Source organism: Paenibacillus sp. Dod16, from assembly GCF_049893405.1.
GTDB lineage: Bacteria > Bacillota > Bacilli > Paenibacillales > Paenibacillaceae > Paenibacillus_AQ.
In genome coordinates this window covers 99,470-118,276 of record NZ_JBNDYG010000034.1, presented here as the reverse complement: position 1 = coordinate 118,276, position 18,807 = coordinate 99,470, and the positions used below count along the sequence as shown (strand labels likewise).

The 18,807-nt window shown below is 46.4% G+C and carries 15 protein-coding genes; 3 read left to right on the top strand and 12 right to left on the bottom strand.

Going from position 1 to position 18,807, the window contains the following annotated elements; genetic code table 11:
* Positions 1-44: 44 nt before the first annotated feature.
* The 5 genes from ACPV3A_RS23665 to ACPV3A_RS23645 all read right to left on the bottom strand — a co-directional run bounded on the left by ACPV3A_RS23665 (position 45) and on the right by ACPV3A_RS23645 (position 6,566).
* Positions 45-338, bottom strand: a complete 294-nt coding sequence (locus ACPV3A_RS23665; RefSeq protein ID WP_426201572.1) for a GNAT family N-acetyltransferase — start codon at positions 336-338, stop codon at positions 45-47.
* A 298-nt stretch (positions 339-636) separates the two neighbouring features.
* Positions 637-1,533: an AraC family transcriptional regulator gene (locus ACPV3A_RS23660; protein WP_426201570.1), complete on the bottom strand. Its 897-nt coding sequence runs from the start codon at positions 1,531-1,533 to the stop codon at positions 637-639.
* Positions 1,534-2,881: 1,348 nt separating this feature from the next.
* Positions 2,882-3,379, bottom strand: coding sequence for an AAA family ATPase (locus tag ACPV3A_RS23655; RefSeq protein WP_339293947.1), 498 nt, complete (start codon positions 3,377-3,379; stop codon positions 2,882-2,884).
* Positions 3,380-3,381: 2 nt separating this feature from the next.
* Complete coding sequence (locus tag ACPV3A_RS23650) at positions 3,382-4,809, bottom strand: response regulator transcription factor (RefSeq protein ID WP_426201568.1); 1,428 nt, start codon at positions 4,807-4,809, stop codon at positions 3,382-3,384.
* A 5-nt stretch (positions 4,810-4,814) separates the two neighbouring features.
* On the bottom strand, positions 4,815-6,566 hold the full coding sequence (locus ACPV3A_RS23645) for a sensor histidine kinase (protein ID WP_426201566.1): 1,752 nt from the start codon (positions 6,564-6,566) through the stop codon (positions 4,815-4,817).
* A 339-nt stretch (positions 6,567-6,905) separates the two neighbouring features.
* Here ACPV3A_RS23645 and ACPV3A_RS23640 point away from each other — a divergent pair, with 339 nt between their 5' ends.
* The 3 genes from ACPV3A_RS23640 (at position 6,906) to ACPV3A_RS23630 (ending at position 10,549) form a co-directional block, all read left to right on the top strand.
* Entirely contained in the window at positions 6,906-8,606 is a 1,701-nt protein-coding gene (locus ACPV3A_RS23640; protein WP_426201564.1) for an extracellular solute-binding protein, read from the top strand.
* A 96-nt stretch (positions 8,607-8,702) separates the two neighbouring features.
* A complete protein-coding gene (locus tag ACPV3A_RS23635; RefSeq protein ID WP_426201562.1) occupies positions 8,703-9,593 on the top strand; it encodes an ABC transporter permease in 891 nt (296 codons plus the stop codon).
* Positions 9,594-9,658: 65 nt separating this feature from the next.
* Entirely contained in the window at positions 9,659-10,549 is an 891-nt protein-coding gene (locus ACPV3A_RS23630; protein WP_194542900.1) for a carbohydrate ABC transporter permease, read from the top strand.
* A gap of 307 nt (positions 10,550-10,856) precedes the next feature.
* Here the strand turns inward: ACPV3A_RS23630 and ACPV3A_RS23625 are convergent, their stop codons facing one another.
* The 7 genes from ACPV3A_RS23625 to ACPV3A_RS23595 form a co-directional block, all read right to left on the bottom strand.
* Positions 10,857-11,237: a RidA family protein gene (locus ACPV3A_RS23625; protein WP_220685109.1), complete on the bottom strand. Its 381-nt coding sequence runs from the start codon at positions 11,235-11,237 to the stop codon at positions 10,857-10,859.
* Positions 11,238-11,275: 38 nt separating this feature from the next.
* A complete protein-coding gene (locus ACPV3A_RS23620) occupies positions 11,276-11,668 on the bottom strand; it encodes a hypothetical protein (RefSeq protein ID WP_426201559.1) in 393 nt (130 codons plus the stop codon).
* Between the two features lie 83 nt (positions 11,669-11,751).
* Positions 11,752-11,982, bottom strand: a complete 231-nt coding sequence (locus tag ACPV3A_RS23615) for a hypothetical protein (RefSeq protein WP_426201557.1) — start codon at positions 11,980-11,982, stop codon at positions 11,752-11,754.
* A gap of 290 nt (positions 11,983-12,272) precedes the next feature.
* Positions 12,273-13,988, bottom strand: a complete 1,716-nt coding sequence (locus tag ACPV3A_RS23610) for an ABC transporter substrate-binding protein (protein WP_426201555.1) — start codon at positions 13,986-13,988, stop codon at positions 12,273-12,275.
* 117 nt (positions 13,989-14,105) lie between these two features.
* Positions 14,106-15,008 carry a carbohydrate ABC transporter permease gene (locus tag ACPV3A_RS23605; protein WP_426201553.1) on the bottom strand — a complete coding sequence of 301 codons (903 nt, stop codon included), beginning with the start codon at positions 15,006-15,008 and terminating at the stop codon, positions 14,106-14,108.
* 71 nt (positions 15,009-15,079) lie between these two features.
* A complete protein-coding gene (locus ACPV3A_RS23600) occupies positions 15,080-16,060 on the bottom strand; it encodes an ABC transporter permease (RefSeq protein ID WP_426201551.1) in 981 nt (326 codons plus the stop codon).
* Positions 16,061-16,265: 205 nt separating this feature from the next.
* Positions 16,266-18,506, bottom strand: a complete 2,241-nt coding sequence (locus tag ACPV3A_RS23595; RefSeq protein WP_426201550.1) for a helix-turn-helix domain-containing protein — start codon at positions 18,504-18,506, stop codon at positions 16,266-16,268.
* Positions 18,507-18,807 lie beyond the last annotated feature (301 nt).

Sequence of the window (18,807 nt, the reverse complement as noted above, 5' to 3'; positions counted from 1 at the left end):
ATAATGAGAACATCTTCAAAAGTGAAGGCCCTTTGAGTTTCCCCTTACCCGATTTCAATCTTGCAATKATTTTTCGCCCAACCATGAAATCCACAAGTTCCAATTACACAGTCTTCCGACCGCAAGGTGATTCCCCAGCGGATTCCTTGATTATTTTCAAATCTCTGATTCCATCTGCGAATTAGTTCTTCTGCTTGCTCAATATTCGTAAAACTCTCCAAATCATAAAATTTTGTGACTTCATCCATTGAGAAATATTGAAATATTTCTTGTGAATCATCTTGTTTAATCTGTCTAATTATAAATCTTTCCGTTTCTAAAGTAGGGAATTGAGACATGTTTTTGTCCTTTCATGTTTTGATATTCTATTTAACTAGTGAATCTGCGATCTCATTTATCAAACTATTCTAAAGATATCATTTAGAGTATTCTTAATCTAGAAATTCCCATAGTATTCCCCTGTCATGTTTGCCTCTACTGCCCTTTAGCCAAGTTAAGGCAGCTGATCAAATTGGTCGGCTGCCTTCTCGTCTTTATTCAACTAACGTGTCCCGTACTTCCATGTTCCTTCATACCGAACCAAAGATGATATTTATCTCTCTATGGATGATCCAGCGCTCTGTATGTCTTCATCATTCAGGAGGTTTTTCGTACCGCGAACCACAATTCTACAAAATTAAGGCCATTTCTGCCTCCATAGACTTCGAATTCCATTCCATCCACCTGCTCGTATCCTGCTGTTGGAAGCCATTCTGAATAAAAGCGGTGGTATAACGACTCGATGGAATCATTAAATTGATCCCAAGTAAACAGCTCCGATGGGAATATTGCCCAAGTGAGTGAAGGGATCGTTATTTCCAAGTATCCATCTGTTTTACTGGAATCGCTCTTAAATGAACACAGCATATACGGATACGTATCATTTTCGGTTTTTCGATAACTGCACACTGCATGCACTTTATACATATCCTTACTCAGATATACAGGCAATTCACCCGCATTGGCAGTAAGTCTCTCTACTTCGCCATTGGCATGGCATTGTTGCCATAATCCCCCTGGTGTACTCGGTCCATCGCCATCACCGCTTGTTTGAAACACTCTTTCAATGCCAAATACTTGGAAAGATTCCTTGGTTTCGATCCGATAATTCATCGCCTCAACCCCTTTGATTGAAATAAGAAAGGTAAGCCGTGGATATGCTTTCAACGCGACACCTTCTTGACGAGCCGTGGTTGGATTGACACCATGCATCGATTGAAAAGCTCTTGCGAAAGAAACCGGTGAATCGTAGCCATACTTAATGGCGATATCAATCACTTTCGTATCGCTATTCAACAAATCAATTGCTGCAAGAGTAAGCCGTCTGCGTCGTATATATTCCGCCAGTGTAACATCCGTAACGAAGGAGAACATTCTTTGAAACTGATAAGACGAACAGCAAGCTTGGCTTGCTGTCTTCGTCAGGTCGATTTCCCCGGATAAATTTGTTTCAATATAATCCAGTGCCCGATTCATCCTCGTAAGCCAATCCATTTTTCTTTCCCTCCTCTCAATCGCAGTATAGAATAACAGCGACTTAGTATCGCAACTTTATATGCTCAAGTAAGTTGGCATTATCACCTCTCCGTCATTCACAAGGGACAGATACAGTTGCTTTCTTCTTCACTTCGACCAGATCGTTGACTCTTGCTTACAATGCAAAAAACCTCCAAGTTTGTCTCCATATCTTACGACATGGTTGCATTCTCTTGAAGGTATTTTTATTTTGTCTCACGTTATGGGGTCAGTCCCATTACTGTTTACTCTCGTATTGCTTTTTTACTTGCCACATATCCTATAAAAGAACCAGCCAAACTGAAAGCATAGACTATTATTACAGAGATGTATCCAAATGCTTCATATGAAACCGAGGGGAAGAAATACCTTAACCCATACACCGGTCCTATAATAAATATTCCAACTGGTATTGAAAAAAGTATTGCATCTATAAGATACATTACAAAAACACATGCAACAGAGACGAGACAGTAAAAAGAGCTGAACTTAAGAAAGCGCATGCTCCGTTTGTCCCTATAATTAGTGTAACCTCCCCATGACATCCACAAAATTAAAAAGAGAATAGTGCTCACTAAGTTCATAGTTGAAGGTGTGTTGCCTTTTAGGTATGCACCGAAATTTATAATCGTAAACGGTATACTAAGAAGTAACGCAAAGAATGATTTCAAAATCATGGCTTATTGAGGATTATAGTCATGCTCAAAGTCATGGCTTTTATATACTTAGACATCCCACTACTCCTTCGATTTTTTAATTTCTGTAGTGTAACCCTATGTACTTGCACTTCTCGAAATGATGGATGATCCCCTTTCTTGCATGGGGGTTATTTCCCTCAACTTAGTAAACACCCAAAAAAGCAAAAAAGTTACATGAAAAAACTGAATCAGATGAAATTCCTCAATAGAACCTCATATTGTTTCAAATCCATCACTTACAGGCTTCACTTCTTTTACTCCTCCTGCATCGGGTTAGCTCCACTCATCATACTCGGCTAAAAAAGCAGATAATTTTCAATTTCTGCCAATCTAGGGTGATTGCTGTTAGAATAAAATCTATAATGTAATAAAATATCCAATCTTATCTTTTAATTCAGGATTTTTTAGGAAAACAGTCTTTAAGTTCAGTCAATATTTTATTATTCTTAATGGGATTTATGCTGATTTTCCAAGGAATAAAACGAAAAAATCAAATATAAAAAATTCAAAGTAAGGTTCGTCCGGAAATAGAATTATCCTCAATGTGACAGTATCGGTCTAGAATTCTTTCCAACATTCAAGAGGCAGCTGATCTCAATGTGATCGGCTGCCTATCGTTTCCCGTTATTTCAAGCGTATTGGTGAACCCACTCTTTTATCCGAGAGGCAACCTCGGTTACATCAGTAACCGTTGTATCAATAGTAGGCATAGGTGGGTTATAGACCTCATCGGCAATTTCAAGCAATCGTTTTGCAAAGTTTTTGTGGTTTTGAATCTCTTCCTCCGCCCAATTTCTTTCACGTAGACGTTTTTCGCGCGTTTCCTCATCACAATGCAGGTTTAGGTAATATACATGCTTAAAAAAAGGAAAGTCCGCACATTTTTCAATATCCCACGGCATCATTGTTCCGCATATTATAGTCATGCGTCCATTTTCAGCGATATTGCGTGCAACCCGCAGCCAAATATTTCGCATTTTCTCCCAATCGTGCCCGATAAATTCAATAAGACTATCAGGGTCAAAAATATCAAAATCAGGCATCAATCTCCGCAATTCCTTGATAACATATGTTTTCCCAGACCCACTTGCACCTGTTACGATAAATAAAGGAAATTTACTTTCCATTGTTATAACCTCGACTTATACTGCTGTCTATATTCGCTCGGGAGCATACCTGTCTGTTCTCGAAAAGTTCTGCTGAAATATTTCTCATCTTCGTATCCGGTTTGCTTGGCAATCCAGACAATTGGCCTGGCCGTCTGCTCCAGATATTCCCGCGCTTTATCGATTCGTACCTTGCGCAGATATTCATTGAAGGAAAAGCCTACGATTTCTTTGAAACATTGATAAAAGTAGCTTCGACTTAGATTGACCCGCTTCGCGACATCGATGGCGTATAACGGAAACTCCAGTTCATCGTGCACGATCTTTACCGCGGTCATAATGCTGCCGCTCACTTCCGGGCTCAGCTGCAGGCTGCCTGAGCGCGTAATCCCATTTTCCCTGAAATGTTTCAGCCAGTCCGTAACCTCCCGCCAGCACGTAAATGTGTCAGGGAGCTTAATATCATCAGGTTGTATCGCTCTATAGAGCCGGTTCCAGTCAACCATAAAGCCGTAGATCCATTGCATTAGCTTGGGGACGGGTATACGCAGTTCTTTTAATCGACTACAAAGCTTATCAAAGGCTTCATCGTCATGGACCCAAGTGAAGGCGTGTAGTAAATTCTTCACAGTGTCCGTCTCCTCTTCTCCCGGTTCAGGATGTTCTGCCAGCAGCTCCATGACAGACTTCTCAATCGGATAGGGCTCATTGCCGTCGAAGTCGTAAAAAAAATCTCTGCTCCTGTAAGCCCGCATCCGTTGGTGCAGATCGGATGGAGATAAACCGGCTGTATGCCGTAACCGCACCATATGCCATCCGGAGCTGCGCGTTCCGTTTGGAAGCGGCGGCAACGGGTCTTCTTCGTAATGGTCTTGAGGCTGAACCTCCTTGGCAAGATCCGTCAACCACATCAGAATAGATCCTTCCGATTCGGCTATCCAGCCCAAGGAAACACAATCCGCAACCATACTGCTTGTTAATGGCTCATCCGGGAATGTCAATAGCGCATAGGCCGTATCGGAAGAACAAACCTCTGCTATCGTATGCGACTCATTCTTGTGCTTCTGCTTCTCTTCCACAATGCGCGAGTGGATGCGACGAAACACTTCTTCGAACTGGTCTTTTTCTAGCTCTACCTTGGCAATGTAATCAATGGCACCCAGTCGCAGCGCTTCCTGAATGTATTCAAAATCCTGATGAAGCGTCAACACGGCGATCGCGATATGCGGATATAACTTGCGTACAACCCGAATTAATTCGATGCCCGACATCACGGGCATGGCCAGATCGGTCATTAACAGGTCTACCCGATTCGCCTTCAGAAAATCGAGCGCCTTCTCCCCGTTGGCAGCTTCGCCTACAACTCTCATTCCGAACGATTCCCAGGGTAAAAAGGACATCAGTCCCTTACGTACAAGCTTGTCGTCGTCAACGATGAGAACATGGATCATTTCGTTTAATTTCCCTCCCCAATTTGTATCGAAATGATGATGCGGGTACCATTGCCAAGCTCGCTTGTTACCGTCAGACTCGCTTTCCCTTCATAGTGAAATGCTAACATTCGTTTGACATAATTCAGTCCGATTCCCATCCCCACTCGATGGTGTTCAGTCTGTTCTTGCTCAAGCAACGCCTCAATTGTTTCTTCAGGGATCCCCCCACCGTTATCGCGAATTTCAATCTCTAGTCTGTCATTCTTTCTAACCTCCACCTCGATCCTGCCGTTGTCATCCAGCCCGTGATATAGCGAATTTTCAACCAACGGCTGCAGAATGAACCTAGGGACTGTCACTTCGAGCAATGCATCGTCTACGTGAATATTGACATCGAACTGAAAATTGTATCGAATCTGCTGGAGAATAAGATATTGTTTCAGTGAATCAATCTCATCCCTGATTGTCGCGACACTGTTGCCTTTGCGGAGATTGTAGTAGAGCAGTTTGTTCAACGAAGTGACAAGCCTGTCGATCTCCTCCTGACCGTTCATAACGGCAAGCCAGTGAGCGGTATCCAGCGTATTCATCAGAAAATGCGGATTGATCTGATACTGCAGCTTCTCGATCTCCAGATCCGCTCTGCGCTTCTCCTTGGCCTTGATTTCAGAATACAGCTGCGTAATCTGAACCTTCATATGTTGAAACTGGTTTAACAACATCTCAAATTCCGGGATCCGCGATTGCGTGGCAGCCGCATTAAAATTGCTGCCCGCAATCGATTTGATCTCCTTATGGAAGCGCGACAGCGGCCGGTACACCATTTTCCATAAAAGCCAGCCAATCGTCAGACTAACTACGGCGAACAACAGTGCCAGCCCCAGCATCTGCATCATCCAGCGATTTTTCTCGCGGTTGTAGTCGGATTGCGCAATTAGCGAGACCACGCTCCAGCCCTGATTGCTGACTTGTCGATACCAATAATAATCGGAAGTCATGCCTGTTACCAGGGACGGCGATAATGAGTCCGAAAAAAATGAATTTTCAGGAAAGATATCTTGAAGTTCGCTGTATGAAATTCTTCCGTCGTTGTCCAGAATTAAATGATTGGTATGCTTGCTGACTTCATCCAAATCAAGAATGCTCTGCGTCAGCTTGAAACCGGACTCAATGTAGACATAGGCATCCTCCCTCTCCGGCAAATCCACCTTTCGCAACGCGGAAAGCACATATTGATTGTTGAATCGATCTTGACTGATATGCGGTCCAAAATAGGTGATGCCATAATACTCTGCGAGGATTGGAAGGTTATCGACATTGAATCGTTGTTTCATGCCTGTATTCTCAAAAAGAGTGGTCTGATCGTCGCGTAAATAATACAGCGTTAATCCGACATTGGGATTCGTGAATGTGATGAGATTCAGTTGATTTTTGATTTCGTCCGTCAGATAACTCCGGTCATACGGCTGCTTCGCCATCAAAAACATCTCAAGCTGCCTACCGACATTCCCTTTAAAGGACAGTTGTTGGGATACGTGATTCAGATTGTTCAGCGTGTTCTCAAGCGACAATCTGACCTGCTTTAAATTGCTTTGAATGCCGGATTGCAGCTTCGTATTCAGAATGGATGTAATGGTGTTGTATGAAAGATAACAGGTGCAGATGAAAGGGATCAATGTTGCTGCGGCGAACAGTAAAAGAATTCTATTTTTCAAGGTCAATCGCTTCAGGCGGGACTTCCAATTCTTTTCCGGTTTCAACGCTAGCATCCCCATCGATTATTGACTCCTCCTCTCTTCGAATCAGGTCTAAGACGTGCATAAATAGAAACAGGTGGGAAAAATCTTTCTAGAATATAACACAAATAAAAATGATTATTGAGCAAAGATTCAGATGCCTGAGCTGTTATCTTTCAGTTGAAAAAAACAGGGTAGACAAATGTCTTCTCCTTAGTGGGTGAAATGTCCAACCATCCGGAACAGCCGTCAATTTTTGTACATATGACCCCCTCATTTAGAAACCACCTTCTATCCTTGAAGGCGGTTTCATTGTGTTACAGTTAAATGGTCCATAGGGATAATTATTCCATTCAATCTGATAGAAGGGGTGTAATTATGAAAAACAAGTCAAAAACGTTAGCGCTATTACTTGCCTGCTTTCTCGTTCTGGGTGCTTGCAGCAATACAACTAATAACACGCCGGCTCCACCGGAGAAAAGCGCGGAATCAAGCGAACCCGCTGATCCATTCGGCCGCTACGAAGAGCCTGTCCAGATCAGCATCAGCATTGAAATCGATCCCACCGATAATGAATTGCCGCCTGGCGACACGCCGCTGGACAATCAATACACTCGTCAGATTAAGGAAGCGCTTAACGTGTACGTCGACCATCAATTTGCTGCCTCCGGCCAGAATCTTCGTCAGAGAATCAGTCTCGCGATTGCAAGTAACGATTTGCCGGATGCTATGGTCGTCAATGCCGTTGAGCTGCGCCAATTGGTTGAAGCCGACCAGATTGCCGATTTAACGGAGGTGTATGAGCAATATGCATCCCCGGATATAAAAACTATCATTGAAAATACCAACGGCGCTGCCTTGGATGCAGTGACCTTCGATGGCAAAATCATGGCCCTTCCGGGTGTGCAAGCCAATGCCGATGGCATTCACCTCTTGTGGATCCGACAAGACTGGCTGGATAAGCTGAACCTTGAACCGCCAACGACGATGGCAGAACTTGAAGACGTCGCCCGCGCTTTCGTCGAAGATGATCCGGATGGTAACGGTCAGCGCGATACGATTGGGATTACTGGACCGGAAAGTGGCGGTAAGCTGTATGCGAACTTCCTGGAGTCGAAGAACAATTTGTACGGCTTTGACCCCATTTTCTCCGCGCATGACGCGTTCCCTGGATACTGGCTCGAGGGCGAGGATGGCAGCCCTGTGTACGGCTCAATTCTGCCGGAGACTCGCGAGGCGTTAGCTAGTTTGAGAGATTTGTATTCCAAGGGACTAATTGACCCAGAGATGGGTGTTCGTAACAAAGCGGATGAGCCCATTATCGCCGGAAAATCCGGAATGTTCTTTGCGCCTTGGTGGATGGCTTACGGCCCGCTAACCAATGCCGTAAAAAATGATCCCGAAGCCAACTGGCAAGCTTATGCCCTGCCTTTGAATCAGAATGGCGAATTTAAACCACATGCTGCTACACCATCAACTGAGTTTGTGGTGGTTCGGAAAAATTACGAGCATCCGGAAGTCCCTATGAAGTTACTGAACAATTTGTTTAAAAACGAACAAGAGAACACCTTTGACCCGAGCAAAGGCGGTCCAGGTTACTATCCGCTCCGCGTCGTATACGCTCCATCCGATGAAATTGAATTTACGGTCAAAGCCCTGCGTGATGTGCTGGCAGGCAATAAAACCGCAGAGGATTTTGCGAATGACAAAGCCTACAAACTGCTGCCTTCGGACATCGCAAGCATCAAGACGATCAAAAATGAGCCTTATGATTCGATGGATATAGCAACATGGAACCCCGAAGCCAACTGGGGAGCATGGACTCGGGCGTACTCCATCATGGTGGGCGGCAGGCCGCTGGTTGATACCGAGTTTGAGGAGGTGTCCAGTCTTCTGTATGAGCAAACGCCACTAATGGAGAGCCGTTGGGTGAATCTGCGCAAGTTAGAGGATGAGACCTTCCTGCGCATCATCATGGGCGCAGCTCCACTGGAGACATTCGACTCCTTCGTCGAGAACTGGAAACGTCAAGGCGGCGATCAAATTACCCAGGAGGTTAAGGAAGCGATTGCGCAGTGATGTTAAGGCATACAACGAACCACATAGCCAGAGCTCCAGGCACCTGTCAGGAGCTCTGGAAGGCTCGATATAGGATTCGGGGAAAGGAGTGCTGTCATGCGAATGAGAGGTTTCGCCAAACATTATTATCTGATGCTGATCCCGGGATTTCTATGGCTGTTCGTCTTCAGCATCGTTCCGATGTTCGGCATCATCATTTCGTTCCAATATTTTAATCCAGGCAAAGGAATCCTTGGCTCGGATTGGGCGGGACTTGAGCACTTCAAGTATATGTTTTTGCTGAAGGATACACAGGAAGTCTTCATGAATACGCTTGTCATCGCGTCCATGAAGATTGTCGCCAATCTGATTGCGCCTCTGCTGTTTGCACTGATGCTCAATGAGCTGCGTCTGATGATTCTCAGACGCTGGATTCAGACCATTGTCTATCTGCCTCACTTTTTATCCTGGGTTATTCTGGGGGGCATTGTACTAGATCTATTCTCCTATAATGGACCCGTTAATCAACTGACTGCTTTGTTCGGATTCCAGCCCAAACTGTTCTTTGCCGATTCCCAGCTGTTTCCGTTCCTCGTAGTCGGCAGTGACGTCTGGAAGGAATTCGGTTTTGGTACCATTATCTATCTTGCCGCGCTTACCGGTATCAACCCGGCACTGTACGAAGCTGCCAACATCGATGGCGCAGGACGCTGGAGAAGTCTCTGGCATATCACGCTGCCCGGGATCCGCACGACAGCCGTATTGCTTACGGTACTCAGCTTGGGTAATGTGCTTAACGCGGGCTTCGACCAGATCTTCAATCTGTACAACCCGCTCGTCTATTCTACAGGTGATATTATTGACACCTGGGTCTATCGTACAGGTTTGCTCAACCTCCAATATGAACTTGCGACCGCCGTCGGCCTGTTGAAGTCCGTTGTGGGCTTCCTGCTGATATCCGTCTCGTATTATCTGGCTTACCGTTTTGTTAACTATCGCATATTCTAAGGATTCATCCTGATGCAAAGCTATGTAAACTCATACCATTCCAACTAGAGTAGGAGGTGCTGACCGTGGTCAGAGACCGGACGTTCGGCAACCGTGTGACTGATATTATACTGATTGTAGTCCTGATAGGCATTACTTTGTCATGCGTCCTGCCGATCTGGTACACGCTCTCCCTTTCGCTTAGCTCCAACTCTGCCGCTGCGGCCGGTAAGGTCTGGCTATGGCCAGTCGATTTCAATCTCAACGCATATAACCAGATTCTCAATGACAATCAGTTCTTCCGGTCCTTCTGGACATCGACCGAGCGAGTGCTGCTGGGGGTTATTCTCAATTTTATCATGGTTGTGCTCATGTCTTACCCGCTCTCGCGGACAGCGAGAGAATTCAAGGGGCGCAATGTGTTCATGTGGATTCTCATTTTCACGATGTTGTTCAACGGCGGTCTGATCCCCCTATATCTGACGGTCAAAGAGCTCAACATGCTGAACAGCATCTGGGCACTTGTCCTGGTAGGCGGCGCGCAGACACTCGTCTTCAATGTTATCCTCACGATGAACTTCTTCCGCAACCTGCCCAAGGAGTTGGATGAAGCCGCCCTTGTCGACGGCGCGGGACCATGGTACATCCTGTTCAAGATCTACATCCCTCTGGCCGTGCCGGTGCTGGCGACCGTCTCGCTGTTCAGTATCGTGTATCACTGGAATGAATTCTTGTACGGTCTGATCTTCATGTCCCGTGAGCAATTCTACCCACTCCAGACGTATATCCAGCAGCTTGTCGTCTCGGTCGATCCATCGACGATGTCCGAGGACCAGTACCGTCGCTTGTCGGAGTTGTCCAACCGGACACTCGATGCCGCCAAAATCTTCATCGCGATGCTGCCCGTCCTTATCGTTTATCCCTTCCTCCAGCGCTTCTTCATTCACGGGATTACGCTGGGTTCGGTTAAAGAGTAGCTCACACAGCAAGGACAACAGCAGGTTTCAGAGATCCATACCATTTTCTTAACCTTTATAATAAAACATATTGTAAATAGGGGCCGTCCCAAATGATCTTAGATCTTGAGAAACGGCCCCTTTTTACTGTTGCTACGTCTATAAAAAACTCTAATATAATGGGACCATGAGCTTGTCTGCCTTCCTCTTTAACACGCATGCCGTATTGATGGGTTAAGGCATATGGTGTTATCTAAAGGAGTCTGTTCTCTGTTCCCTGGTAATCATCCTTCCCCGTAACTTGGGTATCAAATGTATAGTAACAAACTTACTTCGCTGCAACGGCTTCGATCTCAACTAGCAAATCAGGCGATGCAAGGGCTTTGACAATAACTAACGTCGTCGCCGGGGGAGGAGTCGGCAAGGCCCCTGCTCCAGCCTCCATGAAGGCACCCAGTTGATTTTCATCCGTTAAATAGATCGTGGATTTCACGATGTCGTTGGCATCCATATTCGCACCTGCAAGAACCTTGTATAAATTATGGATCGCCATTTCCGTTTGTTGCCGAATACCTATACCGGGAATTCCATCCGGACCTACACCTACTTGACCTGAGATGAACAGCATTTGTTGGAATGATGTAACCTCTACTCCGTGGTGATAAATGTCCGAGGAAACCATACCTGGAGGGTTGAATTTTCTTAGCATCTTTCCCATCTCCTTTATTAGCATATCGGGATTCGTGTTCAAAGTCGGATGCAGGCATTAGATTTTCCTAACGGCGAACCACAGTTCAACAGTGTGAAGGCCGCCTCTTTCGCCGCAAACTTGCATTTCCATTTCATCCACATGCTCATTGCCTGACGTCGGGAGCCATTCCGCATAAAATCGTCGATACAACGTCTCAATGGTTTCACCAAATGCTCAACTTCGCCATTGGCGTGGGATTGCTGCCAGAATTGTGCCGGCGTGCTCGGTGTATCACCACTTTCATCACTTTGAAAAACTCGTTCAATACCGAAAACTTCGAATGATTCCTTCGTTTCGATCCGATAATTCACCGCATCCACCCCCTTAATCGTAATCAGGAATGAGAGACGTGGATAGGCTTTAAGAGCAATTCCGTCTTGGCGAGCCATTGCCGGCGTGATCCCATGAAGCGATTGAAATGCCCGCGCGAATGAAACCGGAGACTCGTAACCGTATTTTATGGCGATATCGATCACTCTAATTGCTTTGTTATTTTGTTATTTTGCAATTCGAGCGCGGCAAGAGTGAGCTTTCTGCGCCGAATATACTCTGCCAGCGTTACATTAGTAATGAATGAGAACATCCTCTGGAACTGATGAGATGAGCAGCATGCTCTACGAGCAACTTCACTCAGTTCGATCTCTCCAGCCAAGTTTAATTCGATATAGTCCATCGCCCGATTCATCCGTTCAAGCCATTCCATCAGATTCCTCCTCTCGACAAAAGTATAATATCCCGTCAATTTCGTACCGCAACTATTTGTGCACAAATTAGTTGCGTCTTCTTGGACAATGTTAATGTACATTCATTGTAGTACAAAGCCGAGCATGGACAGCGCCATCAAGGGAGCCGTTACAAATATTTTCGTTTAATACTCGCATTATCCTGCCCGTTAGCTTAATGAAATGTCTGGCGCCGAAATGCTATCTCACAAGAAAAAAAGGGCCCCGCTCGGCATAGCCGACTGCGGAGAACCCCATAACGATTCAGCATTTACTTTTTCGCTTCCAAAGCTTTTTGGTAGATTTCAAGGTATTGGGTTAGTTGGAGTCCGTCTAATCCCTTGACGTAGGCGTCCCATTCCTTATTGATGTCTTTAGATCCGGTAATAAATTGAGCCATGTTGGACTTTACGTAATCGATCAACGCAGTCTTGATTTGCGCCGCGATCTCAGCGTCTTCCAGCGCAATAAAAACGCCATTTGGGTATTGCTCCTTGGAATGGAACGGCTCATACTCCTTGGATACCTGATTCAGCCGCGTCCCATATCCATCCGGTGCCAGCGGATCTTGCGGTGCGGTCCAGGAAGCTCGATACGCATAAGTTCTTAAAGAAGGCCCGATCTGTTCCCATCCGTCATTATGCGTTGGCTTTTTGTCCGTTTTCGGAATCGACGTATATTTCGCTTGATTTCCGTTAATATCCAGTTCTCCGTCTTGTGCCTTTCGCCAACCTTTGTCTTCCGGTCCGTTCTCCTGCAGCAGAATTGCTTCTTCGGTGTAAAGGTAGTCCGCGAGGCGGATCGCTGCAATCTGCTGGTCGTTGGTCGCTTTGTTCGTAATGGCAAACTGGGAATTACCAATGCCGGCAAAATTCAGGGTTTGCTGAACGCCGCCGGGCCCTTTTAGAGGTGGAACCACGACGTAATCCTTATGCCGAGGCGCTTTATCATCCATGCTGTAGGCATAACTGATCAGCGCGGTAGACAAAGCTCCCATAACGTTGTCTGGTTCCCGGTTGGCCATTTGCTGAACCGCGTCAGCGTTTTGTGTAAAGGCTGCCGGATCAATCAATCCCTCTTTGTATAACTTGTTTAAGTAAATCAACCCTTGCTTCCATTCATCCTTATTTGCCGTAAAATCAACCTTGCCGTCAATGACCCTTAGGAAGGTGCCCGCATTCTTCTCGCTATAATCATCTAAAATAAAGGAGTTCATCAGAAAGGCCGAAACGTTTCCCGCCCACATCTCATCTGATCCCGAAAGCGGGAGTTCGTCGACCTTGCCGTTTCCATTCGGGTCCTTATCCTTAAAAGCCTTCAGGACATTGTAAAACTCTTCTGTGGTGGTAGGAACGGATAGTCCCAGCTGATCGAGCCATTTCTTGTTGATCCACATTTTCAATGCGTTATCGCAGTGATAACATTCATTTACTTGAGGAAGGGCGTAAATATTGCCATCGGGGGCCGTTATCGAATCCTTCATATATGGGATATCCTGCATTGCCTTCTTTATATTCGGCGCGTATTGTTCGATCAGGTCGTTCAACGGGATAAACACGCCTTGCGATCCATACTTCATCTGTTCTTCCTTGGAGAGGTCCCCATGCAGGATGACTTCCGGGTAGTCTCCACTGGCGAGCATTAGCTGTTTGCGATCCTTCAAGGCATTGTTCGGAACCAGATCCCAATCGATTTTGATGTTCGTTTTCTCTTCCAGGAACACGGTAAAGGCATTGGTTTTCATATCCTCGATGGTCGGAAACTGCGGCGCAAACATTCTTATCGTCATCGGCTGCTTCACAATCGGATAGGTGCCGACCTCTGTAAACAATTCACTTTGTTCCGAAGGCGATTCCGCCCCTGTCTCACCAGCAGCAGTGTCCGGGTTCTCCGGATTGGAGGATCCTCCACAGGCACTCAGCAGCATCGTCAAGGTCAACATACTGATTAACAACGCGATTAAAGACTTCGTCCACCCTTTGCGCATCAAAACAACTCCCCCATTCTTTTTCATGTTATTCCTGATCACAATCAGTAAACTTCCAATCACCCGTATCTTCCTTGAATAAAAGACCGCACCACCTCCCTTAAGCTGGGTTCCCACTTATCCTTTCAAGGAACCGATCATGACTCCTTTGACAAAGTGCTTCTGAACAAACGGATAAATGATCAGTACCGGTGCACTCGCGACCACGATCAGTGAATATTTTAATAGATCCTTCAGTCCTTGCTGCGCCTGCACCTGATCCACATTGGCCATCATCGACGGATCCACCGTGTTCAGAATCAAGACGTTGCGCAGAATGATTTGCAGCGGGAACAAGTCCGGAGATCTCAGGAAGATCAAGGCGTCAAAATATGCATTCCAATGTCCAACTGCGTACATGAGCGTCATGACGGCAATAATCGGTTTGGACAAAGGCAGGACGATGCTGAGAATGAACCGGATATCGCTGCATCCGTCCAGCTCCGCCGCTTCGGACAGTTCATCTGGGATGGTCGTCTGGAAGAAGGTGCGGGCAACGATAACCTGGATCACGCCCATGGCTCCCGGCAGAATCATCGCCCAACCGGTGTCGAGCAGCTGAAGATCCTTCACCAGGAGATAGTACGGGATCAACCCCCCGTCGAACATCATGGTAATAACCAGCACAATCATAAAGAAATGTCGGCCGTACAGCGTCCGCTTGGCAAGCGGATATCCAAACATGATTGTCAGTGACACGTTGATCGCCGTCCCTACGACCGTATAGAACAAGGAGTTCATATAGCCGACGCCGATCTGCGGGTTCTGGAATACCGCCTTGTATCCATCCAATGTAAAATCGACTGGGAAGAGCCATACCTTTCCGGACACGACGGCCTGCGGCGAGCTTACGGATGAGCTGAGAATATAAATCAATGGCACGGCCACGATGATAAGAATCAAGGTCAGGAAAGCATAGATCAAAGCGACAAATATGCGGTCCCCCCGGGATTCCCGAATAGCGGTTGTTGTTTTGGGCATTTTGTTCCCTCCTTGGCACCTTTTTCATTTAGGTATGGTTTCAGTCGGCCTCGGCGACGAATTCATTCGACTCACCACAGACTGCTGCTCGACAGCTTTCGGGCGATGTAATTCACGGCGATCAACAGGAGCAAATTCACCACCGAGTTGAAGAAGCCGATCGCCGCCGAGAAGCTGAAGCTCGACCCAAGCAGACCTACTTTATACACATAAGTAGATATGACTTCGGAAGAGGCGAGATTGAGAGGGTTTTGCATTAGATAGATTTTTTCGAAACCCAGCTTCATAATGTTGCCAAGATTCAGGATCAGCATGATCACTGACACGGGTATCAGGCTGGGGATATCAATCTTGAGGATCTTCTGGATGCGGGAAGCCCCATCCACCCTGGCCGACTCATACAGCTCAGGATTTACTCCGGCGAGCGCAGCGATATAGATGATCGCCCCGTATCCGGTGTACTGCCACACATCGGACCAGACATAAATGGATTTGAACAGATCAGGCATACCCATAAAATTCGTATTGGTTACTCCCATCATTTCGAACAGCTTGCTGACCATGCCCACTTGGGGCGTCAAATTGACGATAATGATCGATACCATGATAACCGTCGATATAAAGTAAGGAGCGTAAGTTATCATTTGTACGCTCTTCTTGAACAGCCCATTTCGGATTTCGTTCAGGGCGAGCGCCAGAATAATCGGTGCCGGAAACCCGACGGCCAGACCATAGAAACTGATCCCAAGCGTGTTTTTGATGTAGAGCCAGAAGTTTGGGGATTCAAAAAATTGTTCAAAGTATTTGAATCCAGCCCAAGGGCTTCCCCAAATCCCTTTAATGACGCTGTAGTCCTTGAATGCAATCACGATCCCGGCCATCGGCACATATTTGAATACAATCAAGTAAAGAAAGGGGAGCAGGAGACCCAGATACAGCTGCCAGTGACGCCTGATCCGGATCCACGTCGTTTGCGGGCGGGAGCGGGTGCCGACCTGAGCAGGACCGGGTAGCCCGGGACCGCCATGTAACTTATTGTTGAGACTTCGCATCAGCATGAACTCCTTCCGTTATATGTTGCGGATATCGTTAGCGCCCTTTTGGATGCGGCGGAATGTATTGCCATTGTAAACGCCCGATCTTACGATCAACAAGAAACAAGAATAAACGGGTTAACCATTTTCGCCTGCATGATTTATAACGAAAAAGGCAGCGATGAGCTCGCCACCTTAACCGTTTTCTACAAAGAAACCGTTTTCAACTGTTCGTTTTGCGGAGCTGATTGCTGCGGTATTCGCCCGGTGCCGTTCCCATAATCCGTTTAAATACTCGCGTTAACGAGATGGCGTGGGTATAGCCAACCCGCTCCGCAATCTCTTGTACAGAGGCATCCGTCTCCAACAACAGCTTCACTGCTTCACGCATCCGTACCTGGATAAGGAAATCGACGAACCTCTGTCCGGTATGTCCCTTGAACAACTTGCTTATATATTTGGGATTCAGCTGAAAACGATCCCCGAGCATCTCCAGCGACAAATCCGGGTTGGCATAGTCCTGTTCGATCAGCTTGCAGATCTCCCGGATAAGCGCTGCGTACTGCCTGCCTTCTTGTAGCTGACCCACGGATTCGAACAAACTGGTCATGACTTGCTTGATTTCAATCCGCAGCTGCTCCAGTGAACTGCCATGGTCCAGCATTTCCATAAGTAGGGGAAGCCGTACCTGGGACCACTCGCGGTAGACATCCTTATTCATGTCCGAAAGCTCCCGGCCGACGTTATACAGTAAATAATTCATCAGGTTAAATATCTCTTCATTGGTAAGAAGGCTGCCCTTTAACTGTCCGAACCATGCCTCATATGCCTCCTCCCACCCTATGTTCAGCATTCGGTAGGATTGAATAATCGAGCTGATTTCTCCTAGGTGAGCGTACACTTCGGCATGGCTGGTGCCGGCGATATCCTCGCTGCGGATCAGTCGGTTTTCCCCGAGCACGATTTTGTATTTAAGCGCTTGGGCTGCGCTTTTATACGACTTGGACAGGTCTTGGATCCGATAAACCTCCTCGCCACTTCCAATCGTAACGGTAAATTTCAAATTTTGCTCGGTCCAACCCCGCATTTTCGCGCCAAAACGGGATAAAGCTTCTCCCTCTCTCTCCTCTGTCTCGTCCCCCTCAAAGTAAATGACGGCAAGGCAGGAGGGCGACGTCCATTCCGACCACAAACGAATACTCTCCTTCATCGCAATCTCGTTCACCACGTTCCGGAGGACGAATTTCAGCAGATTCTGATCACTCGCCGTATACTTCCGGCAGAACTCTCCGTAGTTGTCCATTTCAATGATGAGTAACCTAAACCGGTCCAGCGGCTCGGGTAAATTCAGTATGGCGGCTTCCTCCTGCCACTCTTCCAGACTCATATCGGTTTGTCCCTCAATCAGCTGATGGAACAGATACCTTGTCCGCAGATGAAGATCTTCCTGGTATTTTTCCTGGTATTGTCTGGACTGCTCCAGGATATGATCGAACGCCGACTCAATAAATGCGAACTCATCGGGACTGCCTTTCCATAAGCCCGCGCCCCTTACAGGCAGGGAATAGTCGCTGAATCGCTCGGCGATCCGCTCGATCGGTCTGGCATTGCGCCGAGTCACATAGATCATCCAGATGAATCCGGCGGCGATCATGAGGAGTCCGATCACAAACCACAGATTATAGAGTTCTGAAATCGTGTTGACATATCCGCCATTGATGAGACCGCTTCCATATTTCCAACCGGTGTAGTCCGAGGTATATTCCGAGAAGAGCTCGGATTCTTTAACTTTCGCCTCACTCCCGAACAACAGCTGACCGGAAGCATCTTTAGCTTGGATAAAGCTGACCTTGGATTCGTACATATTCTCCGTCAATTTTTTCAGCGAATCTGCCGAAACGTTAACCACGATCATGCCGAGATTATTTTTCATGTATGGCGATCCCCGCACCAGACTGGCCACCTGTTTACCGCCAATCATTTTGAATTGCTCGAAGCTGCGCCCACCAGTCCACTTCGGAGTCTTGGACACCTGATATTCTTCGATAAATTTGCGGTCAGGATATGAACCGATATAAGCGTTGGTTGCATCACTCAACACATATCCGTCCGAATATCGCACCAAGTAAATGGAATCGATCAAAGGATAGTAATTGATCAATTCCTTAAGCTTCTGCACGGCCCTGATGTTGATGTAGGCATCACTTCCTGAGTTTGCCTTAAAAAAATTGTTCAAAGACTCGCTGTTGATACTCTCGAGGACGATCATATTATCGATCACTTTGAGCGACGTATCCACGATCCGCATCGCCTGTAGGGACAGCGTCTTATTGGCATTCAGCGCCTCGCGACGGCTTTGCTCACTGAACATTTGAAAGAAAACAAAGAAAATAAACGTGATGACAATCATAAATACCGGCATGTAGGACAATAGTAGTCGTTTAAACCATGATTTGCGCATCATAACCCCGCCCCTATGTAATGTGGACATGCTTTTGTATTAATGAATTATACAACGGGGGGCAATCCCCTGTCGGTTGAAGTAACTTTAGAATAATTTTGATGATAATCCGACAGTGGCGGATGGAATAGCAAGGTTAAACTGTTCACAAAAGAAAAAGCAGTCAACCTTTGTTTAAGGTGACTGCTTGCCGTCATCATACTTTAGCCTTGACTTCTCTTTATCTGTTTTGTTCACTTTTTTCCTTCCTTGCTCCCTACCCAAATTAGTGTGCTCCCATCCATCATTGGTGATGACTGGACGA